Origin of the sequence: Natronoarchaeum sp. GCM10025703 (genome assembly GCF_042661985.1) — an archaeon.
In the GTDB taxonomy this organism is placed as follows: Archaea; Halobacteriota; Halobacteria; order Halobacteriales; family Natronoarchaeaceae; genus Natranaeroarchaeum.
In genome coordinates this window covers 1,010,653-1,032,777 of the sequence record NZ_JBHSZF010000001.1, presented here as the reverse complement: position 1 = coordinate 1,032,777, position 22,125 = coordinate 1,010,653, and the positions used below count along the sequence as shown (strand labels likewise).

The window sequence follows — 22,125 nt, the reverse complement described above, 5'->3', positions numbered from 1 at the left end:
GCCCCTATTCGTTGTCGCGCCAGGATCCCCACACCTCACGGTATTTCCCCAGTTCTCGGTACTTTTTCTTTCGCTCGAAGACGTCGATGGCGTAGATCAGCTCGTTGTCCTTGTCCCAGTCGATCAGTACGCGGAAGTCACCGACTCGGAGCTTGTACCCGGGGTGATTCTTTAACCGATCAAGAAAGTGCTCGGGGAAATCGCCGATATCCTCCAGCTTGTTGATAATGCGCTTTGCGTTTTCTGTCTCGAACTGCTCCACCGTCGAAAAGAACGTCTCTGTCAGAATGACGTCATGGCTCACTGGTCAGTCCTCACTCATCGATGCCGAGGCGGTCCTTCGCGTCCGATATCGTCATCGTACGCCCCGCTGCCACGTCCGCATACCCCTCGGAGACACCCTCCTGCGCCCCGGGCGTCAGAATCGGCTCAGTCGTGTCGCGCAACACCTCACGGACGAACTCCGACCGGTTGGTGTAGTTCAGTTCCGCTGCCAACTCGTCCAGTTCCTCCAGAAGACGCTTCGGCACTTTGACGTTGAGTTTCACCATGTCACCGTCGTCATCTGCGTCTGTGCTCATACTCTGTGGTACGTGAGTGGTACTAATAGAACTATCGCACAGTCCTCGCGAATCACCACCCATTCCCAACAACGGTAGCGTTCTACGACATCGACACCGCAACACACTACTACTGCGACTGACACGCCTACGATATGCGAATCAACGTCATCGGGAGCGGCTACGTCGGGACGACGCTCGCCGCCTGTCTCGCCGACCTCGGCCACGACGTGCTGGCGATCGACATCGACGAGGACGTCGTCGCGGCGCTCAACGACGGCCGGGCACCGATCCACGAGCCGGGCCTGGACGACCTCGTTGCCGACCACGCCGGGGCGAACCTCCACGCGACGACGAGCTACGACCGCGTCCCCGAGGCCGCGGTGACCTTCCTCGCGATCCAGACGCCCTCGCGCGAGGACGGCAGCATCGACGCCGCGCCGCTGGCCGCGGCCGCGGAGATGACCGGCGAGGCGCTCGCCGACACCGACGAAGACCACCTCGTCGTCGTCAAGAGCACGATCACCCCGCCCGCGCTGGAGGAAGTCCGCAGCGCCCTGTTCGGTGCCTGCGAGAACGCTGAGGGGCGGGTCGGCCTCGCCACGAACCCCGAGTTCCTGCGGGAAGGGACCGCAGTCGAGGACTTCCTCGCACCCGAGAAGGTCGTCCTCGGCACCGAGGAGGCGTGGGCAACCGAGCGCCTCGAAGCCGTCTACGAACCACTGCTCGCCGCACACGACGCCCACGTCGTCCGGACCGACCCCGCGACCGCGATGCTGATCAAGTACGCCAACAACGCCTTCCTCGCGACGAAGATCTCGCTGATCAACGATATCGGCAACGTCTGCAAGGAGTTCGGCGTCGACGCCTACGAGGTCGCCGACGCGATCGGCCTCGACGACCGGATCGGCGAGCAGTTCCTGCGGAGCGGCGTGGGCTGGGGGGATCATGTTTTCCAAAAGATATTGCTGCAATTATCGCTGCAGCAGAGAACGAGGGGTACTCCCCACCCGTGCTCGACGCCGCTGTCGAACTCAACGATCGCCAGCCCGAACGCATGCTCGACCTGCTCGACGACCACGTCGACGTGACCGGCAAGCGCGTCGCTGTCCTCGGACTGGCGTTCAAGCCCGGCACCGACGACACGCGTAACTCCCGGGCGATCCCGATCATCGAGGGACTCACAGAGCGCGGAGCCGAGGTCGTCGGCTACGACCCCGTCGCGACCGAGAACATGCGCGAACGCTTTCCGGATATCGAGTACACCGACTCCGCACCGGCAGCGCTGGACGGGGCCCACGGCGCGCTCGTCGTCACCGACTGGGACGAGTTCGCGACGCTCGACGAGGAGTTCGATGCGATGGCCGACCCGGTCGTGATCGACGGGCGGCGGATCGTCGACCCACAGGAGGGAATCGTGTATGAAGGGCTGACCTGGTAACTACGTCGCCCTCGCTAACCGGTTTTGTCGCGTTTGCTTGCTCTGCAACTCCTGCTCTTCCCCGATCCGATCAGAGTTCGCTCAATATTTTCAAGGCTTTCACAACTAACACTCATTACGTTGTGCACGCTAGCTACAGATACGATGTCGATTGACCGAGAAACGTTCGAGAAGACGAGCGAATCGGAACTCGAAGAGCTCTCTGTTCCGGAGCAGGTGCTCGGATTTCTCGCGGCCCACGACGACCGTGCGTTCAAAGCTCGTGAAATCGCCACACAGATCGAAGTCGATGAGGGGGCAGTCAGCACAGCACTCTCCCGACTGAAGCGTCGCGACCTCGTCGAGCACAAGGCAACCTTCTGGGCGATAACGAATGACGAGGGCCGGCTCGAAGAGTACAGTGGCTACGAACGTGCAACTGCCCTCTTCAACGAGCAGTTTGGGAATGAAGAGAAGGACGCATGGCAAGAGCACGCACCAAACGAACCACATCCGAGCGTCGACGCCGAGGACGAAGCGTGACCGACGAAGAGGCACCAGTTTTCGAGCGAGGCGATGTCGTCTATAAAGGATAGCAGCGCGAGTACCCCGACCCACCGTGGTCGGGGGTGAAGCGCGTCACAGCACGAACTTTTAACAAGTCCCAAATCATACCAGAATACAGTGCAGTCGTCCAAACTCACCCAAACCTTGTCGTTCGGACTAGACATCCACACGGGGAGTGACGACGACCTGCAAACCGGCTGTCTCGAATCACGACGTATCCGCAACGAAACCAACCGCCTCGACCGACAAGGCGGTGACTGGAGTGACATCAAATCAACTGTCGTGGATAACGCGAACCACGTCAAAAACACCAGTCAACTCATCGTTGACAAGGCACTGGGGGAAATCGAAACGTACCACGACAACAAAGACGACGACTGGGGTCGGCCATACCCCTACATCGACGGGATGTACCCGATGGTGATGAACCACGAAGAAGGCTACCGCCTATTCCCCGAAGATGGTGGGTTAATTCGGTTCCGAGTCACGGCCACGAGAGGCACCCACCTCAAAGGTGAACTCCGTGGCAGCCCCGACCACTTCGACCGACTCCAGACAGCGTTCAACGACGATGAGTGGCGGGTTGGAACGGCTGAAGTTGTTCACAAACACGACGAGTGGCGGCTCCACGTTACCGTCACACACGAGACGCATCGAGTCGCCAACAAAGTCGATGCAGATACGATTGTTGGCGTGGATGTGAACGAGGACTGCATCGCTCTCGCTGCGATGAGTCGTGACGGCGCAATAAAGGACTCAGTAGTGTTTGAGTATCCGTCGGTGAAAGAACAGCGCCACGAGTTTTTCACCAAGCGAAAGCGGATGCAGAAAGCAGGACAGACCGCGTTCGAGACGGTCGTTCAAACTGAAGAACGCGACTATGTTCACGACTGTCTGCACAAAGTATCGCGTCGAGTAGTTGAATGGGTGTCGCAGTTCACGAACCCGCTTTTTGTCTTTGAAGACCTCAAAGACATGCGAGACTCCATCGACTACGGAACGCGAATGAACCGTCGCCTCCACTCACTGCCGTTCGCTGCACTCCAAAACATGGTGTCGTACAAAGCTGCGTGGGACGGGATTCCCTCTGACGAGGTTGACCCTGAGTACACGAGTCAGCGATGCCCGAGAACGGAGTGCCAGCACACTGAACGAGCGAATCGCCACAAGAAACGGTTCAAGTGCGAGAAGTGTGGTTTTCAAGACCATGCTGATAGGAAGGCGGCGGTGTGCGTTGTGCAGAACTGGTTAGACGAAGAAACTGGAAATGTGCCGTCTCTCAACAAGCTTCCCCGCGTGAAGAAGATGAGATGGGCGGCATCGGGGGCTGGTGGAGGCCCCGACTCTCACGGAGCAATTTACGCTTCGGGTGTTCACCGACACGGAACGTCGGCGCAAGACTCTCAGAGTCAAGCGCGAGAGGAATTAAAGACCGTTGCCTCAGCTGTGCAGGACTAAACACGGACGCCCCGCGCCACCGTGCGCGGGGTACTTCACTCCGTATCGGTCTCCGCTGACATCCGGTCGATCAGCTCGTCCAGTCGCTCCTCATCCCGTTCGCGTTCTTCGCGCAGGAGAGCCGTCGCTGGGCGATCCGTGTCGGCGTCACGGTCCAGTCCGTGAAACTTACCCATCGACCCGACAGGGCGGACGACGATCTCCCCTCTTCGTTCTCGACGAATTTGACGCGTCCGGGTGCCTGAATCCCGTGCTTTTCTCGAAGCTGCTTGGGGATCGTGGCCTGCCCCTTTTCGGTGACCGAGACGATCCGTTCGTCACCGTTGGAAGCGGTATTCTCTGACATAAGTATTACTTTGTCATAGTAATATTTGGGAGTATCGTCGGCGTCCCGTTTCTGTCGAACTCATCACCGATAACACAGAGCGTATATATTTCCGGCCGATGACGTATTAGCAACGAATGTACGATTTCGCCGTCGTCGGCTGTGGACCCGCGGGCGCCCGGTTCGCACGACGTGCCACTGAGGAGGGCCACGATGTCGTCGTCTTCGAGAAAGGGGAGGTGGGCGCGCCGCTGGCCTGTTCGGGCCACGTCAGCACCGACATCTGGGGCTTTACTGGCCCGGACGCCCGCGACGAACTCCTCCAGAACCGGATCCGCGGGGCCCGCTTTCACATCGACGAGCCAGCGAACGGAACGGGCCCCGCGGACGACCGTGCCCGCGAGGCCGGGAAACACTTCGACGACGCCGAACCGTTCTACAAGGACGAAACCATCTCGAACGTGATCGACCGCGTCGGGCTGGATCGCCACCTCGCCGACCTCGCTCGCGAGGCGGGCGCGGAGGTTCGCGAACACCACACCGTCACCGGGATCGACGAACGCGAGGACCGGGTGGAACTCACCGTCTCGACGCCGGAGGACACGACGACCGTCGAGGCAAAGATGATCGCCGGGTCCGACGGGCCGCGCTCGCGTGTCCGGGACGCCCTGGGCCTTGACGAACCCGACGAACTGCTCCACGGCGTGCTCGGCTTCGACCCGGACCCCGACCATCAGGAGTACGTCGACGTCCACCTCACCGCGCCGCGGTTTTTCGCGTGGCGCATCCCGCGGGGCGACGCGGGCGTCGAGTACGGACTGGCCGCCCCGCCAGGCGATAGCGTCCAGGCACAGTTCGAGCAACTCCAGCGGAGCTACGGCGTCGACCTCGACCGCACCTGCTCGGGGGCCATCCCGATCGGCCCACCGGACCGCGTCACGACGCGCCGGGGCTTCCTGCTCGGGGACGCCGCCGCCCAGACCAAACCGTTCACTGGCGGGGGTATCCTCTACGGCATGACCTGTGCGGACCACGCAGTCCGCGAGATCGATCCCGACTGGCCGCCGACGCTACAGGGGTACGAGCAGGCCTGGCGCGAGGACCTCTCGCGAGAGATCCGACTCGGCCACCTGCTCCGGCGTGCGTACTCGCTACCCGAATCGGTCCAGCGGGCGGGACTGCGCGCGCTCTCGGGCGAGATCGGCGTCCACATGGATCGGCCCACGTCGCTGTTTTCGCGCGACCAGCTCAAAGCGCTCGTCTCACGCTGACTCGGCGTCCTCGTCGGGCAGGGACACACCGGTCCGCTCGTCGGACTCGGTGACGTCCTCTGCCCGTCGACGATCCGCTGGGCCTCCTCGGTCTCCGTCTCTCGGAACGCCTCGACCAGCGTCAGCGCCCGGCTGAGCCGGGTCTGTCGCCACGACTGCTCGCGGTGCTGGTAGGTGCGGATGCTGCGGAGGAACTCCGGCTTCGAGAACTCCGGCCAGTACGGTGTGCAGAAGTAGACTGCGGCCTCGTTGCCGTTGGCGTACCACGGCAGGAAGTTGCTCGTCCGCTCGTCGCCGCCCGTCCGGATGATCAGGTCGACGGCCCGTACCGGCCGGTCGTAGAGCTGTTCCTGGACCGTTTCGACATCGATCTCGCTCGGCTCCATCACCCCCTCGTCGACGCGCTGGAGGATGCGCTGGGTCGCAGAGAGCAACTCCGAACGCCCGCCGTAGGCGAGTGCGATGTTCAGAACGAACGAGTCGTACCCGCGCGTTTGCTCCTCGGCGTACTCGACGGCGTCCTGGACGCGCTCGGGCAGGCGGTCGATTTCGCCCAGCGCGCGGATGCAGACGCCGTTCTCGTGAACCCGGTCGGCGTCGGCGAACTCCCGGAGTTTCCCCTCGATGAGATCGAACAGCGCCTCCTGCTCGTCGGCAGGGCGCTCGAAGTTCTCCGTCGAAAAGGCATAGAGTGTGAGCTCTTCGATCCCGAGTTCCTGCGACCATTCGAGCACCTGCTCGGTCGTCTGCGCCCCCTGTCGGTGCCCATCCGATTTCTCCGCGCCCTCACTGCGGGCGTACCGTCGATTCCCGTCCTGGATGACAGCGACGTGTGTCGGCACCTCCTCGATGCCGCTACGCAACGCTCGCTCGTAGACCGACGCGATCGTCTCCCGGAGCCACCGACTCATGTCTGTTTGCTAACGAGTAAGCAGACGCGCCGGTTTGTACTTTCTGATCCGAACCCTGCACGGGCCGCCCGAGGGAGCCACAAGGGGGTATTTTCGCCTGAGATTATATATCATATAACCTGAAATAAACCAGCAATAGGGGCTGAAACCGCAGCACCTGCGACTTTCACCATTGTTAAGTAGCCATATAGTATTACCCACGTAACATGACTGTGATGTCCGCTGTCGTCCTCGCCGCCGGGGAAGGTGAACGGTTGCGGCCGTTGACACACAACCGGCCGAAACCGCTGTTACCCGCCGGCAACCGGCCGATCATCGATCACGTGCTGGATTCGCTGATCGACGCCGGGATCGAGGAGATCCACGTCGTTGTCGGCTACAAGAACACGCGCGTGCAGGATCATGTCGGGTCGACTTACAGGGCCGCGTCGATCAACTACGTCCGACAGGAGACACAACTCGGTAGCGGCCACGCCCTGCTACAGGCCGAAAACGCCGTCGAGGGGCCGTTCGTCGTTCTCAACGGCGACCAGATCGTCGCGTCGGAGATCGTCACCGCGGTCGTCGGCGCACATACCGACACCGACGCGCAGGCCACGCTTGCAGTCCTCGACGACAGTCGGGCGCAGGCGTACGACGGCGTCGACGTCGAAGACGGGCAGGTCCTCGACGTCGCAGTTGGGCCGGACATCCCGGCGGATTACGGCCTGAACGCCGGCGTCTACGGGTTCGAGCCGAGCGTGTTCGATGCGATCCGTACCGCGTCGAGCGGCGACGGAACGCGGACGCTTCCGGGGGCAATCGAGACCATGCTCGACAGTGACGAACCGATCCGCGCCGTCGAAACTGAGGGGCTCTGGGTCGACGCAAACTACCCGTGGGACCTGCTGGTCGTTGCCCGACAGCTCTTCGCCCACGACGCGCTGCCGGAGGCCCCCAACGAGATCCCCGAGAGTGCAACGGTCCACGAGAGCGCCACGCTTCGTGGGTCGATCGCTATCGACGAGGACGCCGTCGTCGGGCCGGGCGCGGTGCTCGGGCCGAACGTCTGTCTCGGCGAGAACGCGACGGTCGAAGCGAACGCCGTCGTCGACAACAGCGTTGTCGATAGCGACGCGCGAGTCGGGCCGAACGCGACGCTGGTCGACTGCGTCATCGGTCAGGGCGTCCGGATCGGCGCGGGAGCCACGATCGCCGGCGGGCCGGGCGACGTCCGCGTCGGAACCCGCGTGTTCGAGGACGAATCGCTGGGGGCCGTGATCGCGGATCGAGCCGAACTGGGTGGCGACGTCAGCGTCGCCCCCGGAACGCTCGTCGGGCCGGACGTCACCGCGGCGACGGGCGTCACGCTCGACGGGACCATCGATCCCGGACAGGAGGTGGTCCGATAATGTGTGGCATCGTCGGCTACGTCGACCGGAGCGGCACTCCCGCGGCGCTCGACGTCCTCGATACGGGGCTAACGAGTCTCGAATACCGGGGCTACGACTCGGCGGGCGTCGCACTCGCCGACGAGGGGCTGACCATCGTCAAGCGCGAGGGGAAAGTCGAGGCGCTGACCCAGGCGCTCGACGAGGAGCATCCCGACGACGTTGCGGTCGGCATCGGCCACACGCGCTGGAGCACGCATGGCCCACCGTCGGACGCGAACGCCCATCCCCACACCGACTGTTCGGGTTCGGTCGCAGTCGTCCACAACGGCATCATCGAGAACTACGACACGCTCAAAGCCGAACTCTTAGAGCGTGGCCACGCCTTCGAGAGCGAGACCGACACCGAAGTGATCCCGCACCTGATCGAAGACGCGCTGGAGCGGGGCTGCTCGCGCGAGACCGCGTTCCGCGGCGCGATCGAGCGTCTGGAAGGGAGCTACGCTGTCGTCGCCGTCTTCGAGGGCGGGGACGAACTGCTCGCGACCCGGCAGGACTCCCCGCTCGTGCTGGGGATCGGCGACGACGGCTACTACCTCGCGAGCGACGTGCCTGCCTTCATCGAGTACACCGACCGCGTCTCCTATCTCGACGACGGCGAGTTCGTCCGCGTCACGCCCGAGGCCGTGACCGTCTCCGACGCGTCGGGCGCCGAGATCGAGAAGTCCGTTTCGACCATCGACTGGGACCCCGAGGACGCCGGCAAGAGCGGCTACGAGCACTACATGCTCAAGGAGATCCACGAACAGCCTCGCGCGCTTCGCAAGTGCCTGCGCGGCCGCGTCGACGAGATTGACGGCCGCGTCTCGCTGGATCTCGACCTCGATCGGGAGAGCGTCGAGCGGATCCACCTCGTGGCGTGTGGTACGAGCTATCACGCTGCGCTGTACGGCGCACAGCTACTGCGCGCACAGGGGATTCCCGCCCAGACGTTCCTCGCGAACGAGTACGACGAGACTACCCTCGCCGGCGAGAACCCGCTGGTCATCGGCGTTACCCAGAGCGGCGAGACCGCGGACACGCTGAGCGCGCTCCGGACCGCCCAGAGCGCCGGTTCGGAGACGCTCGTCGTGACCAACACGGTCGGGAGCTCGGCGGCGCGCGAGTGCGATCACGCCCTCTTTGTCAGAGCAGGCCCCGAGATCGGCGTCGCTGCAAGCAAGACCTTTGCTGCCAGCAGACCGCCCTGCACCTGCTTGCGCTGTGGCTCACGGGCGACGACGTCGACCCCGACCGTATCGCCGCGCTCCGGGCGATCCCCGAGCAGGTCCAGTCGATCCTCGACGACGACAGCGCCCGCGAGGTGGCGGCGGAGCTGCCGGCTCCTCGGCGTACTTCTTCATCGGACGGGGCCCACACTGCCCCGTCGCGCTCGAAGGCGCGCTCAAACTGAAGGAAATTTCGTACGAACACGCGGAAGGCTTCGCCGCTGGCGAACTCAAACACGGCCCGCTCGCGCTGATCACGCCCGAGACGCCGATCATTGCGATGGTGACCGGCAACGACGAGCGCGCCCGGAAGACCGTCGGGAACGTCAAGGAGGTCCAGGCCCGCGGCGCGCCGGTCGTCGCCGTCACCGACGGGAAGGCGACCGTCGAACAGTACGCCCAGCACGTCCTGTCGGTACCCGAAACCGACCCGGAGATCGCCGCGCTGCTCGCAAACGTCCAGTTGCAGGTGCTCGCGTACTGGATCGCCCACGACCTCGGCCGCCCGATCGACAAGCCGCGCAACCTCGCGAAAAGCGTCACCGTGGAGTGAGCCGCGACGTCGCCCGCGGTCTCCGAGGCGGATCGTCGCCGTTTGATGGCGCGACAAATGGCTCATGAATGACACTACCTTTTTATTCTTTGACTGAGCATCTCACGTATGGACGCTATTGTTCTGGCAGGAGGATTCGCGACACGAATGTGGCCGATCACCCGTCACCGGCCGAAAATGCTGCTCCCAGTCGGAGATACGACCGTTATCGATCGGATACTGCAGCAGTTAGAGGACGACGACCGCATCGAGACCGTCTACCTGAGTACGAACGAAGCGTTCGCGGAGACGTTCAGAGAACATATCGCCGACAAGGGGTACGACAAAACGCAGCTCTCGGTCGAGGATACGACCGGCGAGGACGAGAAGTTCGGCGTCGTCGGCGCGCTTTCCCAACTCGTCGAGCGCGAGGACGTCGACAACGACCTGTTCGTCATCGCGGGCGACAACCTCATCGGCTTCGAGCTGGGCGAGTTCCTCGACGAGTACGAGGAGAACGACGCCCCCACCCTCGCCGCCTACGACGTCGGCTCGCGGGAGAAAGCCAAATCCTACGGGCTGGTCGACCTCGACGGCGATCAGGTCGTCGACTTCCAGGAGAAACCCGACGATCCCAAGAGCACGCTGGTCTCTATCGCGTGTTACGCGTTCCCCGCCGACTCCGTGCGCTTTGCCGAATACCTCGCCGGCGAGAACAACCCGGACGAACCCGGATGGTATATCGACTGGCTGCAGTCACAGGAGGCGGTGTACGCCTTCACCTTCGACGACGTCTGGTTCGATATCGGCACCGCCGACTCGTATCTCGAGACGGTCGAGTGGAAACTCGACGGTGGCTCGAAGATCGATCCCGACGCAACGGTCGAAAACTGTGAGATCGGCGAGACGGTCCACGTAATGGCCGGCGCGACGGTTCGGGATTCGACGCTCGAACAGACGGTCGTCTTCCCTGACGCCACCGTCGAGAACTGCAACGTCGACGGGACGATCCTCGACACGGACGTCGCGGTCGAGGACCTCCGGATCTCCGAGTCGATCCTCAGCCATATTTCGGTAATGGACGAGTAGGGGCGACCGGTCTCGCGCGTTTTTCTGTACTTGCTGAAAGGGTGAGCGAAGCGGCCGCAGATCAGCGGTTCGATAATGTCCCGGCCCGCTTCGAGCAGGTTCCGGACCTGTTCGTCGCTGTCGGCTTCGGCGTACACGCGGAGTTTCGGCTCGGTGCCCGAGGGTCGCACCAGCAGCCAGGAACCGTTCTCGAGGAAGATCTTGAAGCCGTCCTTCTCGTCGACGCGGTCGACGTCGAGGCCGAGGATCGACTCCGGGAGGGAGTCGTCCAGTTCGCCGAGTACCGCTTCCTTCCGCGCATCGGGGCAGTCGACGCTGATCCGATCCTGATAGATCTCGCCGTACTCAGCGAGGATGTCGTCGATCCGGTCGTCGAGCGAGCGCTCGGCGTGGGCGCTGGCGATCACCAGCGCCAGCAACACGCCGTCCTTGTTCAGCAGGTGATCGGTGAGGCCGAAGCCGCCCGATTCTTCGCCGCCACAGAGCGCGTCGGACTCGCGCATCCCCTCGGCGACCCACTTGAAGCCGACCGGGACCTCGACGGTCTCCTCGCCGTGGGCGGCCGCAATCTTGTCGATGAGGAACGTCGTCGAGACGGTTCGGACCGCCGGGCCGCTCCCGGATTCGAGGAGGTACTCGTACAGCGCGGCGTACAGCAGGTTCGGATCGAGGAAGCCACGCTCGGGCGTGACGATGGCGATGCGGTCGGCGTCCCCGTCGTTCGCGACGCCGAGGTCGGCCCCGCTCTCGGTGACGCGCTCGACGAGTGTTTCGAGTTTCTCGGCGGTCGGTTCGGGCGACCCCCGCCGAACGTCGGATCGAGTTCGTTGCGGAGTCGCTCGACGTCCGCACCGGCAGATTCGAGCAGCGCGTCGGTGACGTCACGGCCGCTCCCGTGCATCGCGTCGTAGACGACCGAGAGGTCCTCGAGGTCGGTGTCGGCGTACGCCAGCGCGTGGGCGTGGTACTCGGGGACGAGTGGCTCCTCGGTGACGGTGCCGCGTTCGACCTCGGGCAGCAGGTCTGGCTCTGCGAGTAACTCCTCCAGGCGGTTCGTCACCGACTCGCCGGCCGGCGACCCGTCGGGCGAGAGGAACTTGATGCCGTTGTACTCCGGCGGGTTGTGACTCGCCGTGACGACGATACCGCCGTCGAGGTCGCGGTCGTCCAGCGTCCACGCCAGCACTGGTGTCGGGCAGTCGCGCTCGCTCGTGACGACGTCGAGACCGTTCCCCGAGAGGACTTCGATCACTGCCTCGGCAAAGCCGGGCGATGTCTCGCGCGCATCGTAGCCCACGCCGACCGTCTCGGCGTCCTGTTCGTCGAAGTACGAGGCGGCCGCCTGTGCGACGATCCGGACTCGCTCTTCGGTGAACGTATCGAGGGTTGCGCGCCAGCCATCGGTTCCAAAGGAGATCTGATCCATGTGAGAGTACAAACACGCCAAATACCAATAGATTACCTATTTGGGCAGTGATATATGGCGCACTCTGCGAACCGTTAAGTTCTGGACGCGCAACTATCACCCATGGGAATGTCGAACGACGCCGACGACGCGACAGACGCACCGGTCACCTTCGAGATGGAGATCGATGAGGAGAAGACCGAGATCGTGGTTTCCGGCGACCGGGATACCGCAGTGATCGTCCGCTCCGAGTCGGGCGAGCAGATCTACCTGCCGCCGGAGGACTTCGATCGGGAGCCGAAACGCCAGACGCCCTACCAGAGTTCCTATGGCTCGCAGGCCCAATCACAGACGACGCCGTACCAGTCACAGGCCGATACGTCATCGATCGAGGGAATGGAGTCCACCGCGGACGGCTACATCATCGTGCATCCCGAACCGGTGACCGACATCCGATTCCTGCGGTGACCGAGGGGAGGGCTACGCTTCCTCGTCGAGGATATCGTTGTACAGTTCGACGTGTTCGTCGGCGACTTCCGCCCAGGTGTGCTCTTCGTACTCGATCGGCGACGTCATCGAAAGCGCGCGGTCGATCCCGTCCGCGATGGAGTCCGAATCCGGTTGGACCTGAATGACACAGTCGTCCGGCAGGATCTCCGTTGCCCCGCTCTTGCTGGCGACGACCCGCGTGCCGACCGAGAGCGCCTCGACGATAGTGATGCCGAACGGCTCGGCAAGCGACGGCGAGACGAACAGATCCGCGCTGTTGTAGTAATCGCCGAGTTCCTCCTGTTTGACGTAGCCGACGAATTGTACCTGGTCGTCGATGTCCAGCAACTCGGCGAACCGCTTGAGCTGATCGGTCAGATGACCCGATCCCCCGAGGACGAGAGTGACGTCCTCGCGCTGGAGCTTCGAGAAACCATGCAGGAGGAAGGAAAGCCCCTTCTGGTCGGTGTGGCGACCGACGAAAAAGAGCATCTCGCCGTCGATATCGAGTTCGGCTTTGAGGTCTTTGCCGGTCGGCTCGACGGACGAGAACCCGTTGTAGATGACCCGCGCGTCGGCGTCGTACTCCTTGCGGATGCGGTCCCGGGTGAACTTGCTGACGGCGACTAGCTCGTCGGCCTGGTCGGCAACCCGCTGTTCCGTCCGCACTTCCCGTTGCGGGGGTTGACGTTCCGGTCGACCGAGAGCGAGTGAAACGTGGTGATCCACTCGACGTCGTGGGCGGAGCTAGCTCTGGAGCCCGGCTCGTAGCCGAACCAGTCGTTCGTGTGGATGATATCGGCGTCCTCCGCACGGTTGGAGAAGGCGCTGGCGAGGCGGCCCACGCGCGTGACGATGTCGCCCTGGCCGGTCGGGACGCCGTGGATCCCGGGCCGGTCCGAGGGAGCGAACTCTTCTGGCAACACGAGTTCGACCTCGACGTCGTCTCTCGGCGCTAGCTGTTCGTACAGTTCCGCTATCGCGGTGTCCAGTCCGCCCGTAATGTTCGGGGGTACCCCCATCCTAGCAGCAGTACTTTCGGAGCCATATTCATCGATTCACTTGTTACAGCGTTGTCGGTCAGCAGTATATAACTTCGTGCCGGAGAAGGCAGGCGGCGGCAGCATCTGTCGATATTTATGTGGGCGTCCACAAGCACGGTATATGTGGCCCTGGGGACATGCGGCGGTCGGCTATCTCCTGTATTCAGCCTACACACGCTCGCGAGGCGACCGCCGACCACTGGCTATCGCGACGATCATCCTCGCAGTCGGGACACAGTTCCCCGACCTGATCGACAAGCCGTTCTCGTGGACGTTCGGTATCCTCCCCACTGGCCGGACGCTTGCGCACACACTGCTGGTCCTGGTGCCGCTCACCGTCGCCATCTACGTGGCCTGCAAACGCCTGCGCAGACTGCGAAGCGAGTGGGCTATCGCGTTCGCCATCGGGGCTCTCTCACACGTGGTCGTCGACGCCATTCCGTCAGTGGTGTGGGGCGACGTCGCTATGGGCAACTTTCTGCTCTGGCCGTTGCTGTCCGTTCCGCCGTACGAAAACAGCAGTCCCTCCATCATCGGGGCCTTCCTCGCGTTCGATCTCTCGAACTACGTTCTGTTCGAGTTCGCCCTCGTTGCGCTCGCTATCGGCGTGTGGTGGGCCGATGGCCGCCCGGGCCTGTCCTATCTCCGCAACCGGTTCCGGAAGGAACTCGCCCCGAGTCGGGATTCGACGTAGCCTAGTCGTTTCTGTCGTATAACACCGACTCGCCGGGCATCGTCATCGTCTCGACGCCGAGTTTCACGCCGGCGTTCAGGCTCGTGTTGATCCCCGTCTTCGTCCGGTCGCCAGCGACGACGCCGAGTTTTCGTCGGCCCGTGTCGACCTTGTCACCCTTGACGAGCATCGAGACGGGTTCGTCGTCGTGGCGCAGGTTCGCGACCTTGGTCCCTGCGCCGAAGTTGACGTCCTGGCCGAGCACGGAGTCGCCGATATAGGCGAGATGGCCGGCGGCGCTCCCCGCCATAATCACTGAATTCTTCACTTCGACCCCGTTCCCGATGCGGACGTCCTCGCCGATCACCGTCGACCCGCGGACGTAGGCGTTGGGGCCGATATCCGCACCCGATCGAACCACGATGGGCCCTTCGAGATACGCGCCCGAGCGGATCCGCGCGCCCGCTTCGACGACGACCTCGCCGTGCAGATGGGCATCGTCCTCGACGGTTCCGTCGACCCGTCCGTCGAGATTACTCAGGACGGCCTCGTTGGCGTTCAGTAGCTCCCAGGGGCGGCCCACGTCGAGCCACGGACCGTCGTACTCGACTGCAGCGACGGAACGGTCGTCGGCCATCAGTAACTCGATCGCTTCGGTGATCTCGTACTCGCCGCGCAGGCTCTTTTCGGTCCGGTCGATGAACTCGAAGATCGATGGCTCGAAGGCGTAGATGCCCGTGTTGATCAGGTTCGACGGCGGGTCGTCGGGCTTCTCGACGAGCGTCGTCACCTCGCCGGACTCGGTCTCGACCACGCCGTACGAACTCGGATTATCGACTGGCTGGACGGCGATCGTCGCCCCCTCGCTCTCGCTTAGCTGGCGGGGAAGCCGATCGTCGATGACGACGTCGCCGTTGATGACGAGAAAGCGACCGTTGACGGCCGCCTCGGCGCAGCCGATTGCGTGGGCGGTCCCAAGCGCTTCCTCCTGCGTGACGTACTCAACCGGGATCCCGTTGTACTCGGGCCCGACGCGCGCTTCGATCGTCTCGCCCATGTAGCCGATGACGACGACGAACCGGTCGACGACATCGGCACAGCGGTCCATGGTCTGTTCGATAAGCGTCGATTCTCCGAGTGGGAGGAGTGGCTTGGGGCACCCACGCGTGAGCGGGCGCATCCGGGTTCCTTCGCCGGCGGCGATAATGACGGCGTCCATACTCGTTCGACAACGGGAGGCTCAAATAAAGCTACGGATCGAACAGAACGGGCTTCGAGTGGCGGGGACCTGTCACTCCGGGACGAACGCGTTCCCCCGGAGGACCATCCGGGTCGTCAGCGCCGCGGTGGCCACCCAGACGACCGAAAGCAGCAGCGTCACGGCGGCGAGCACGTAGCCGAACGCGGCAATACCGAGGAAGTTCCCCAGCGCGCCCGCGGAGATGGCAAACGCACCGACCGGGAACGTGTAGGCCCACCACGTGAAAAAGAACGGATGGGACAGACGGGTGATGTAGTAGCTCATGAGCGCGGCGGTCAGCACGAACCACCAGGCCGAAAAGCCCCACATCGCCAGGGCAAGCAGTTTCAACACGGGTAGCAGAGGTTCGACCGCGAGGCCGAGTCCGACGCCACCCTGGAGTGCGTGTCCGAGCTTCGTGACCGAGATGGTCAGCACCGCGGTCGGTGCCAGGCCGATGACGAACGTCGGCGCGAGTTTCTCCGGTGGCAGGCTCTCGTAGGCGTAGCGGTGGAGGATGATCGCTCCGAAGAAGAGGAACATGAACGTCCCGATCCCCAGCGCGATCATCGACACCAGAAACACCAGTTGTCCGGTTGCCGTCCCGCCGAGGTAGCCTCCCGCGAGCTCGAAGCCCAGTAGCGGGATCACGAGATGACTAACCGGTGGAATGTACCAGGCGAAGACGCCGTGTTGGGTCCCGATCCGGTCGTTGGTGAACATAACCGTCACCACCAGCAGGCCGAAGGCAAAGATGCCGACGCTCCCGACGACGAACAGCGCCGTCAGTAACGGATCGAGCACGCTCGTCGGGACGACGTTACCCATCGTCCGGGCGATTCCGAGTCCGAGAACGATCAGCGTGATCGGCATCGTCGGGAAGAACTGCCCCCGGATCGGGTGCAACAGGTCCTCCCGGACGCGCCCGGGATACAGGAACATCCGTGCCAGCCACGGGAGCGTGAAGGTGACAGTCATCACTGCTGTCAGCGCCACGAAGAACTGGGAAAGCGGGAGCAACGCGCCCAGCTGGAACTGATCGGCGACCAGCGCAAGCGCGACGCCCAGCGCGCCCGTCCCCATCGTCGATCCGAACCACTGCGGCCCGAAGAACTCGACCGTGTTCGCGAGCCGCGACTGTCTCGTCTGCGTCACATTCACTTCACTCATAGTATTGTACGTTGTAGTGGTTTTCGCACAAGCATAGACTTCAATGTAACGACTCACAGATCGCGCGTGTAATACGCGATACCGGCAATAGCTGGCCATTTAGTCGGCTTATTCGGGAATATACGGCGACAAGAGACATGGAACAGAATTCATCACCATTATTCTACACCAATAGTATTGTACAACATAAGCAATATCAGTGTCGGCTCCCGAAGACCAGCCAATGTCAGAAGAGTTCGAGTTGTCGGAGTTCGACGACGGCACCGAGGACGGAACGCTCGTCGACTGGCACGTCGACGCGGGCGACACTGTCGCGGCCGGCGAGCGCATCGCCGACGTGGAGACAGACAAGTCCGTGATCGAGATAACCGTCCCGTCGGCCATGGCGGTGACCGAACGTGTCCCCGCAGTCGGCGACGCCGTCACGGTCGGCGACGTCCTGTTCCGCTACGAGGACGCCGCTGAGGAACCGACGACCGCCGAGTCGGGAGCGGAGGATGGTCCCACGTCAGCGGTCTCCCGTGTCGACGAGGGTGATGACGGCGATGACGGCCCCACATCGGCGGTCTCCCATGTCGATGGGGGAGTCGTCGAGTCGAGCACTAGCCGACAGCTGCACGGACGTGCTCGTCATCGGCGCGGGTCCGGGGGTACGTCGCCGCGATCCGGGCAGCCCAGCACGGCCTCGACGTTACCCTCGTCGAGAAGGACGCCTACGGCGGGACCTGCCTCAACTACGGCTGTATCCCCTCGAAGGCGCTCGTCCACGGCGGCGACGTCGCCCACGAGGCGCGGACCGCCGACCACCTCGGGATCGACGCGGACGTCGACGTCGACCTCGGCCGCCTCGTCGACTGGAAAGACGGTATCGTCGACCAGCTCACGGGCGGCGTTGAGGGCCTCTGCAAGGCCGCGGGCGTCGACCTCGTCGACGGCGCCGCGCAGTTCGTCGACGAGCACGTCGCCGAGATCGACGCTGACGGCGAAACGCGCACGCTCGGATTCGAGTACGCGATCGTCGCGACCGGGAGCCGGCCACTGGAGGTGCCGGGCTTCGAGCCCGACGGCGGGTACGTGCTCGACTCGCGGGACGCGCTCGAACTCGACGAGGTTCCGGACTCCCTGATCGTCGTCGGCGCGGGCTACATCGGCATGGAGCTCTCGACTGTCCTCGCGAAACTCGGCACGGACGTAACAGTCGTCGAGATGTTCGACGACGTGTTACCGATGTACGACGACGATATCTCGCGGGTGATCCGCGAGCGCGCCACGGAGCTGGGGATCGACTTCCGCTTTGGCGAACTGGCCGCCGACTGGGACGAACGCGACGAGGGTGTCGTCGTCGCGACGGAGACCGAGGACGGCGATATCACCGAACTCTCGGCCGACGCGGTGCTGGTCGTGGCCGGTCGCGACCCCGTCACAGACACAGTAAACTTCGATGCACTCGGGATCGAACCCGACGACGACGGCTGTGTCCCGACCGACGCGCAGGGTCGGACCGACCTCGATCACGTCTTCGCTGTGGGCGACATCGCTGGCGAGCCGATGCTCGCGCACAAGGCGAGTTACGAGGGCGAGGTGGCCGCCGACGCCATCGCCGGACAGCCCGCTACGCTTGACCACGCAGCGATGCCCGCGGCCGTCTTCACCGATCCGGAGGTCGCCACAGTGGGGCTAACCCGGGAGGAAGCCGCCGAAGCGGGCTACTCGCCGGTCGTCGGCCAGATGCCCATGGCCGGGAACGGCCGCGCGCTCACCGTCGAAGCGGACGACGGGTTCGCCCGGATCGTCGCTGACGAGCCCACTGGGCGCGTACTCGGCGCGCAGATCGCCGCGCCAAACGCCTCGGAGCTGCTCAGCGAGATCACGCTGGCGATCGAGCAGGGACTGACGCTGTCGGAACTGGCCGGGACGGTCCACACCCACCCCACGCTATCGGAGACCGTCATGGAGGCGGCCGCCGACGCGCTCGGCGAGGCCATCCACACCAGATAGCAGCCCGCATTAAGTACACGAACGTTCACCATACTAATCGATTACAACAGTTACATCGATACAATTCCCATAACAAGAGACGATTCGCAAGGGCTTTAATAGTATAGTGGATAATGCACAATAGCAACATGGCAGATATCAGCCTGACCACGACGAGCACGGACGGATTCGACACTCAAAGCGTCATCGGCGACTTCGCGCTGGGTATCGACCCCATGAACGAGACGGGACCGAACCCCAATGCCGTCCTCGTCGCGGACTACGCTGCGTGTTTCCTGCCGGCCGTCCGCATGGGCGCACAGAGGTCCGGCTACGACGATCTCGGCAAACTGGATATCGAGGCCGACGCCGACCTCGACGATCACGACAACGTCGACTCGATCAGCTTCACGCTAAAAGTCGAGGGCGCCGTCGATGATCCCGCAGAACTCGTCGAACTGGGCGAGCAGTACTGTCACGTCCACACGGCCCTGCGCGAGGGACTCCACGCCGACGTGACGGTCGTCGACGACGCCTTCTAGACAGCCCGTACGATTCATTCGTGTTCACCCCGAAGATCACATAGTTTCAATGGAGCATACAGGAACGGTGAAAGTACCGGATGGAAAGCTCGTAGAAGTCTCACTAACGGGAAGTGATCGGATCGAAGCTGCCCGCGTAACTGGCGACTTCTTTCTCGAACCGCCAGCAGCCCGGTCGGAGCTAGAACGGGCGATCGAGGGCCACCCGATGGACGTTGAACGCGAGACGCTCGTCGAGGCCATCGCAGCCGTCGACGCACAGCTCATCGGGTTCGACCCGGGAGATCTCGCAGACGCGACGCTGGAGGCCATCGCATGAGGCTGCGAGTCATCGATTCTGGGACCTACAGCGAGCCGGTCCAGCAGGCGCTCGAACGCGTGCTGACGGACCGACTGGCCGCTGGTGAGATGGAGCCAACCCTGCGCTTCTGGTACCGCGACGCGCCGGCCGTCGCAATGGGGCGGTTCCAAGCATACGCCGACGAGGTCGCCGTCGACTACGTCGACGAACAGGATCTCGATGTCGTCCGACGGGCCACCGGCGGCGGCGCGATGTTCGTCGAACCGGGCGCGGTGATCACCTACTCGCTGTACCTCCCGCGGTCGGCCGTCCCGGACGACGTCGCAGAGAGCTACGCCGAACTCGACCAGTGGGCCATCGAGGCGCTTCAGTCGCTGGGGCTCGACGTCGCCCACGAGCCGCTGAACGACGTCGTCCATCCCGACGGCAAGATCGGCGGGGCGGCCCAGCTACGGACCGACAACGCCGTTCTCCACCACACCACGATGAGCTACGATCTGGACACCGAGGAGATGCTCCGGGTCCTCCGGATCGGCGAGGAGAAGATCTCAGACAAGGCCATCAGCTCCGCCGAGAAACGCGTCGCGGTGATGTCCGACTACACGGACGCGAGCCGCGAGGCGGTGATCGGCGCGATGACGGACACGATTGCCGATCAACTCGACAGCATCGACGACTCGCTGTCGGGCGTCGTCGAGGAGAACTCTCTGAGGACGCCCTGAGCGAGGCGCGCGATTTCGCTACCGATCGGTTCGCGACCGACGAGTGGAATCGACAACTGTAGCGCTCGACCCGAACGCGCTCAAGAGCACGACGAGGCGGGCAGACGCGCTCTACGATCGTCGCGATCCCCTGCCCGAAGCCGATGCACATCGTCGAGAGGCCGACGTCCTGCCCGGTTCGGTCGAGTTCGTGGACGAGTTTCGTGAGCAGGCCCGCCCCGGTCGCACCGAGCGGGTGGCCGTGTGCGATTGCGCCGCCGTTGACGTTGGTGTCGGCCCAGTCCGCGCCGGTCTCCTCCAGCCACGCGAGCACGACCGAGGCGAACGCCTCGTTCACCTCGAAGAGGTCGATATCGTCGACGGTCAGCCCCGCTTTGTCGAGGACGCCCTCCGTCGCCGGAATCGGCCCGGTGAGCATGGTGACGGGATCGACGCCGACGACCTCGGTTTCGACGATCCGGGCCATCGGCTCCCAGCCGTGGGCTTCCGCGGTCGTCTCGCTCGTCACGAGGAGCGCGCTTGCGCCATCGACGATGCCAGAGGAGTTGCCGGCGTGGTGGATCCCTCGCCCTCCTCGCGGAACGCGAGCGGAAGTTTGGCGAGGTCGTCCGCGGTCGTCCCGGGTCGGGGATGCCCGTCGCGCTCGACAGTGATCGACTCGCCGTCGAGCGTCGTCTCTACGGACACGATCTGGTCGTCATACCGGCCTGCCTCCCACGCCTCGCCCCAGCGGCGCTGGGAGTCGGCCGCGAGTTGGTCGGCGTCGTCCCTGCTGATTCCATACTCCTCGGCGATGCGTTCGGCCCCCTCACCCTGCGACGTCGCCTCGTCGAAGTGCTCAAAGTAGCTGTCGGTCAGGGCGTGCTCGTCGACGACGCCGCGCTCGGCGTTGCCGTCGCTGCCCATCGGCACCCTGGTCATGTGCTCGACGCCGCCCGCGACAAGCACGTCGTGAAAATCGGCCCGAACCGACGACGCCGCCCAGTTGACCGCCTGCTGGCCGGAGCCACACATCCGGTTGAGTTGGACGCCCGGAACGCCCTCACCCCACCCGGCGACCATCGGCGCGATCCGGCCGATGTTCAGCCCCTGCTCGCCGACCGGGGTCACACAGCCGTACACGACGTCCTCGATCAGTTCGGGATCGAACCCGACTCGCTCTTCGAGCGCGCCGAGCGGTTCGGCCGCGAGGTCCTGGGGATGTGTATCCCGGAAGGCTCCGTCGTGCTTGCCAAAGGGCGTCCGTACCGCGTCGACGATGACAGCATCGTTCATGATAGATCAGTTTCGGACGAAGCGTTATAACGGTGGGTGGCCGGGAGTACGAACTCTGGGAGACCACAGGTACGAACGCTGATAGCGCCGAGGAGACGCTCAAAGACTCGTCGTTCACTAGCAGGTACGACCCGACTGCGATCGTACCGCAGAACTGCTCCTGGACCCGATCCATCTTGCACTGCACGCAGAGGTCGTCCGCGAAACAGGCCACGTTGTCGTACGGACACTCGTACTGCTCGACGTCGACCGAGAGGGAGCGTTTCGCCTGTTGCCACTCGCGTTCCCAGTCCTCGATCGCCATCTCGCGGGAAGTGAAAACGACGTCGCCGTCCCGGTCGACGATCTTTGCGGCGGTGACCGCCGCCGTATGTGACTTGACCCGGTCGATCGCTTCACTGTAGGACGAACACGTGAGTTCGTCGACGCCCTCCTGGTCGTCCAGTAGCCGAACCGTCACGGTACCGTCGTACTCCTCGGTGGGATCCAATCCGTCGTTCATACGTCCAGGTCCGGG

General features: G+C 63.8%; 18 protein-coding genes and 8 pseudogenes. 15 read left to right on the top strand and 11 right to left on the bottom strand.

Going from position 1 to position 22,125, the window contains the following annotated elements; translation table 11 throughout:
• Window positions 1–4: 4 nt before the first annotated feature.
• A complete protein-coding gene (locus ACFQH2_RS05835) occupies window positions 5–304 on the bottom strand; it encodes a type II toxin-antitoxin system RelE family toxin (RefSeq protein ID WP_377051818.1) in 300 nt (99 codons plus the stop codon).
• A gap of 10 nt (window positions 305–314) precedes the next feature.
• Window positions 315–581, bottom strand: a complete 267-nt coding sequence (locus tag ACFQH2_RS05830) for a ribbon-helix-helix domain-containing protein (protein ID WP_377051816.1) — start codon at window positions 579–581, stop codon at window positions 315–317.
• Between the two features lie 134 nt (window positions 582–715).
• On the opposite strand from ACFQH2_RS05830, the gene ACFQH2_RS05825 reads away from it, so the two are divergent.
• The 4 genes from ACFQH2_RS05825 (at window position 716) to ACFQH2_RS05810 (ending at window position 4,005) form a co-directional block, all read left to right on the top strand.
• Window positions 716–1,651 (top strand): nucleotide sugar dehydrogenase, encoded by a 936-nt coding sequence (locus ACFQH2_RS05825; RefSeq protein WP_377076534.1) that lies wholly within the window; start codon window positions 716–718, stop codon window positions 1,649–1,651.
• Window positions 1,618–2,001 carry a UDP binding domain-containing protein gene (locus ACFQH2_RS05820; protein WP_377076533.1) on the top strand — a complete coding sequence of 128 codons (384 nt, stop codon included), beginning with the start codon at window positions 1,618–1,620 and terminating at the stop codon, window positions 1,999–2,001. The genes ACFQH2_RS05825 and ACFQH2_RS05820 overlap by 34 nt, the downstream gene beginning before the upstream one ends.
• Window positions 2,002–2,145: 144 nt before the next feature.
• Window positions 2,146–2,523 (top strand): MarR family transcriptional regulator, encoded by a 378-nt coding sequence (locus tag ACFQH2_RS05815; RefSeq protein WP_377051812.1) that lies wholly within the window; start codon window positions 2,146–2,148, stop codon window positions 2,521–2,523.
• A 141-nt stretch (window positions 2,524–2,664) separates the two neighbouring features.
• Window positions 2,665–4,005: an RNA-guided endonuclease TnpB family protein gene (locus ACFQH2_RS05810; RefSeq protein WP_377051810.1), complete on the top strand. Its 1,341-nt coding sequence runs from the start codon at window positions 2,665–2,667 to the stop codon at window positions 4,003–4,005.
• A 70-nt stretch (window positions 4,006–4,075) separates the two neighbouring features.
• Here the strand turns inward: ACFQH2_RS05810 and ACFQH2_RS05805 are convergent, their stop codons facing one another.
• Window positions 4,076–4,351, bottom strand: coding sequence for an AbrB/MazE/SpoVT family DNA-binding domain-containing protein (locus ACFQH2_RS05805; RefSeq protein WP_377076532.1), 276 nt, complete (start codon window positions 4,349–4,351; stop codon window positions 4,076–4,078).
• Window positions 4,352–4,467: 116 nt separating this feature from the next.
• Between ACFQH2_RS05805 and ACFQH2_RS05800 the strand changes: the two genes are divergently transcribed.
• Entirely contained in the window at window positions 4,468–5,601 is a 1,134-nt protein-coding gene (locus ACFQH2_RS05800) for a geranylgeranyl reductase family protein (RefSeq protein ID WP_377051806.1), read from the top strand.
• A 50-nt stretch (window positions 5,602–5,651) separates the two neighbouring features.
• On the opposite strand, the pseudogene uppS reads toward ACFQH2_RS05800, so the two are convergent.
• Window positions 5,652–6,512 (bottom strand): annotated as a pseudogene (gene uppS / locus ACFQH2_RS05795) (polyprenyl diphosphate synthase); the annotation flags it as partial.
• Window positions 6,513–6,718: 206 nt separating this feature from the next.
• Here uppS and ACFQH2_RS05790 point away from each other — a divergent pair.
• From ACFQH2_RS05790 to ACFQH2_RS05780, 3 genes and pseudogenes are all read left to right on the top strand, one after another.
• Window positions 6,719–7,903 (top strand): sugar phosphate nucleotidyltransferase, encoded by a 1,185-nt coding sequence (locus ACFQH2_RS05790; RefSeq protein ID WP_377051802.1) that lies wholly within the window; start codon window positions 6,719–6,721, stop codon window positions 7,901–7,903.
• Window positions 7,903–9,703, top strand: a pseudogene (gene glmS, locus ACFQH2_RS05785) (glutamine--fructose-6-phosphate transaminase (isomerizing)). Before ACFQH2_RS05790 ends, glmS begins: the two are co-directional and overlap by 1 nt.
• A 108-nt stretch (window positions 9,704–9,811) precedes the next feature.
• A complete protein-coding gene (locus ACFQH2_RS05780; RefSeq protein WP_377051798.1) occupies window positions 9,812–10,771 on the top strand; it encodes a sugar phosphate nucleotidyltransferase in 960 nt (319 codons plus the stop codon).
• 59 nt (window positions 10,772–10,830) lie between these two features.
• Here the strand turns inward: ACFQH2_RS05780 and ACFQH2_RS05775 are convergent.
• Window positions 10,831–12,197 (bottom strand): annotated as a pseudogene (locus tag ACFQH2_RS05775) (phosphoglucomutase/phosphomannomutase family protein); the annotation flags it as partial.
• A gap of 108 nt (window positions 12,198–12,305) precedes the next feature.
• On the opposite strand from ACFQH2_RS05775, the gene ACFQH2_RS05770 reads away from it, so the two are divergent.
• Window positions 12,306–12,644: a DUF7510 family protein gene (locus ACFQH2_RS05770; protein WP_377057010.1), complete on the top strand. Its 339-nt coding sequence runs from the start codon at window positions 12,306–12,308 to the stop codon at window positions 12,642–12,644.
• Between the two features lie 12 nt (window positions 12,645–12,656).
• On the opposite strand, the pseudogene ACFQH2_RS05765 reads toward ACFQH2_RS05770, so the two are convergent.
• Window positions 12,657–13,713 (bottom strand): annotated as a pseudogene (locus ACFQH2_RS05765) (glycosyltransferase family 4 protein).
• Window positions 13,714–13,829: 116 nt separating this feature from the next.
• On the opposite strand from ACFQH2_RS05765, the gene ACFQH2_RS05760 reads away from it, so the two are divergent.
• Window positions 13,830–14,402, top strand: coding sequence for a metal-dependent hydrolase (locus ACFQH2_RS05760; RefSeq protein ID WP_377051792.1), 573 nt, complete (start codon window positions 13,830–13,832; stop codon window positions 14,400–14,402).
• 1 nt (window position 14,403) lies between these two features.
• Here the strand turns inward: ACFQH2_RS05760 and glmU are convergent, their stop codons facing one another.
• Window positions 14,404–15,600, bottom strand: a complete 1,197-nt coding sequence (gene glmU, locus ACFQH2_RS05755) for a bifunctional sugar-1-phosphate nucleotidylyltransferase/acetyltransferase (protein WP_377051790.1) — start codon at window positions 15,598–15,600, stop codon at window positions 14,404–14,406.
• Window positions 15,601–15,672: 72 nt separating this feature from the next.
• Window positions 15,673–16,791: a C4-dicarboxylate transporter gene (locus ACFQH2_RS05750; RefSeq protein WP_377051788.1), complete on the bottom strand. Its 1,119-nt coding sequence runs from the start codon at window positions 16,789–16,791 to the stop codon at window positions 15,673–15,675.
• Window positions 16,792–17,014: 223 nt separating this feature from the next.
• Between ACFQH2_RS05750 and ACFQH2_RS05745 the strand changes: the two are divergent.
• Window positions 17,015–17,179: pseudogene (locus ACFQH2_RS05745) on the top strand (biotin/lipoyl-containing protein); the annotation flags it as partial.
• Between the two features lie 120 nt (window positions 17,180–17,299).
• Here the strand turns inward: ACFQH2_RS05745 and ACFQH2_RS05740 are convergent.
• Window positions 17,300–17,425, bottom strand: coding sequence for a hypothetical protein (locus ACFQH2_RS05740; RefSeq protein WP_377077020.1), 126 nt, complete (start codon window positions 17,423–17,425; stop codon window positions 17,300–17,302).
• Here ACFQH2_RS05740 and lpdA point away from each other — a divergent pair.
• The 4 genes and pseudogenes from lpdA (at window position 17,370) to ACFQH2_RS05720 (ending at window position 20,333) form a co-directional block, all read left to right on the top strand.
• A pseudogene (gene lpdA / locus ACFQH2_RS05735) lies at window positions 17,370–18,789 on the top strand (dihydrolipoyl dehydrogenase). The gene ACFQH2_RS05740 and the pseudogene lpdA sit on opposite strands and share 56 nt — an antisense overlap.
• Before the next feature lie 128 nt (window positions 18,790–18,917).
• A complete protein-coding gene (locus tag ACFQH2_RS05730) occupies window positions 18,918–19,310 on the top strand; it encodes an OsmC family protein (RefSeq protein ID WP_377051786.1) in 393 nt (130 codons plus the stop codon).
• Window positions 19,311–19,359: 49 nt separating this feature from the next.
• Window positions 19,360–19,629: a hypothetical protein gene (locus tag ACFQH2_RS05725; RefSeq protein WP_377051784.1), complete on the top strand. Its 270-nt coding sequence runs from the start codon at window positions 19,360–19,362 to the stop codon at window positions 19,627–19,629.
• Entirely contained in the window at window positions 19,626–20,333 is a 708-nt protein-coding gene (locus ACFQH2_RS05720) for a lipoate--protein ligase family protein (protein WP_377076531.1), read from the top strand. The genes ACFQH2_RS05725 and ACFQH2_RS05720 overlap by 4 nt, the downstream gene beginning before the upstream one ends.
• Before the next feature lie 103 nt (window positions 20,334–20,436).
• Here ACFQH2_RS05720 and ACFQH2_RS05715 read toward each other — a convergent pair.
• Together ACFQH2_RS05715 and ACFQH2_RS05710 are read right to left on the bottom strand one after the other, a co-directional pair.
• Window positions 20,437–21,608, bottom strand: a pseudogene (locus ACFQH2_RS05715) (thiolase family protein); the annotation flags it as partial.
• A gap of 151 nt (window positions 21,609–21,759) precedes the next feature.
• Window positions 21,760–22,110 (bottom strand): annotated as a pseudogene (locus ACFQH2_RS05710) (hypothetical protein); the annotation flags it as partial.
• Window positions 22,111–22,125 lie beyond the last annotated feature (15 nt).

Bases quoted from the DNA above. Each gene is read 5' to 3' on its own strand.
- ACFQH2_RS05815 (WP_377051812.1), top strand. From the start codon at position 2,146: ATGTCGATTGACCGAGAAACGTTCGAGAAGACGAGCGAATCGGAACTC.
- ACFQH2_RS05820 (WP_377076533.1), top strand. From the start codon at position 1,618: ATGCTCGACCTGCTCGACGACCACGTCGACGTGACCGGCAAGCGCGTC.
- ACFQH2_RS05720 (WP_377076531.1), top strand. From the start codon at position 19,626: ATGAGGCTGCGAGTCATCGATTCTGGGACCTACAGCGAGCCGGTCCAG.
- ACFQH2_RS05730 (WP_377051786.1), top strand. From the start codon at position 18,918: ATGGCAGATATCAGCCTGACCACGACGAGCACGGACGGATTCGACACT.
- ACFQH2_RS05760 (WP_377051792.1), top strand. From the start codon at position 13,830: ATGTGGCCCTGGGGACATGCGGCGGTCGGCTATCTCCTGTATTCAGCC.
- ACFQH2_RS05805 (WP_377076532.1), bottom strand. From the start codon at position 4,351: ATGTCAGAGAATACCGCTTCCAACGGTGACGAACGGATCGTCTCGGTC.
- glmU (WP_377051790.1), bottom strand. From the start codon at position 15,600: ATGGACGCCGTCATTATCGCCGCCGGCGAAGGAACCCGGATGCGCCCG.
- ACFQH2_RS05800 (WP_377051806.1), top strand. From the start codon at position 4,468: ATGTACGATTTCGCCGTCGTCGGCTGTGGACCCGCGGGCGCCCGGTTC.
- ACFQH2_RS05830 (WP_377051816.1), bottom strand. From the start codon at position 581: ATGAGCACAGACGCAGATGACGACGGTGACATGGTGAAACTCAACGTC.
- ACFQH2_RS05770 (WP_377057010.1), top strand. From the start codon at position 12,306: ATGTCGAACGACGCCGACGACGCGACAGACGCACCGGTCACCTTCGAG.
- ACFQH2_RS05790 (WP_377051802.1), top strand. From the start codon at position 6,719: ATGACTGTGATGTCCGCTGTCGTCCTCGCCGCCGGGGAAGGTGAACGG.
- ACFQH2_RS05725 (WP_377051784.1), top strand. From the start codon at position 19,360: ATGGAGCATACAGGAACGGTGAAAGTACCGGATGGAAAGCTCGTAGAA.
- ACFQH2_RS05780 (WP_377051798.1), top strand. From the start codon at position 9,812: ATGGACGCTATTGTTCTGGCAGGAGGATTCGCGACACGAATGTGGCCG.
- ACFQH2_RS05740 (WP_377077020.1), bottom strand. From the start codon at position 17,425: ATGACGAGCACGTCCGTGCAGCTGTCGGCTAGTGCTCGACTCGACGAC.
- ACFQH2_RS05750 (WP_377051788.1), bottom strand. From the start codon at position 16,791: ATGAGTGAAGTGAATGTGACGCAGACGAGACAGTCGCGGCTCGCGAAC.
- ACFQH2_RS05825 (WP_377076534.1), top strand. From the start codon at position 716: ATGCGAATCAACGTCATCGGGAGCGGCTACGTCGGGACGACGCTCGCC.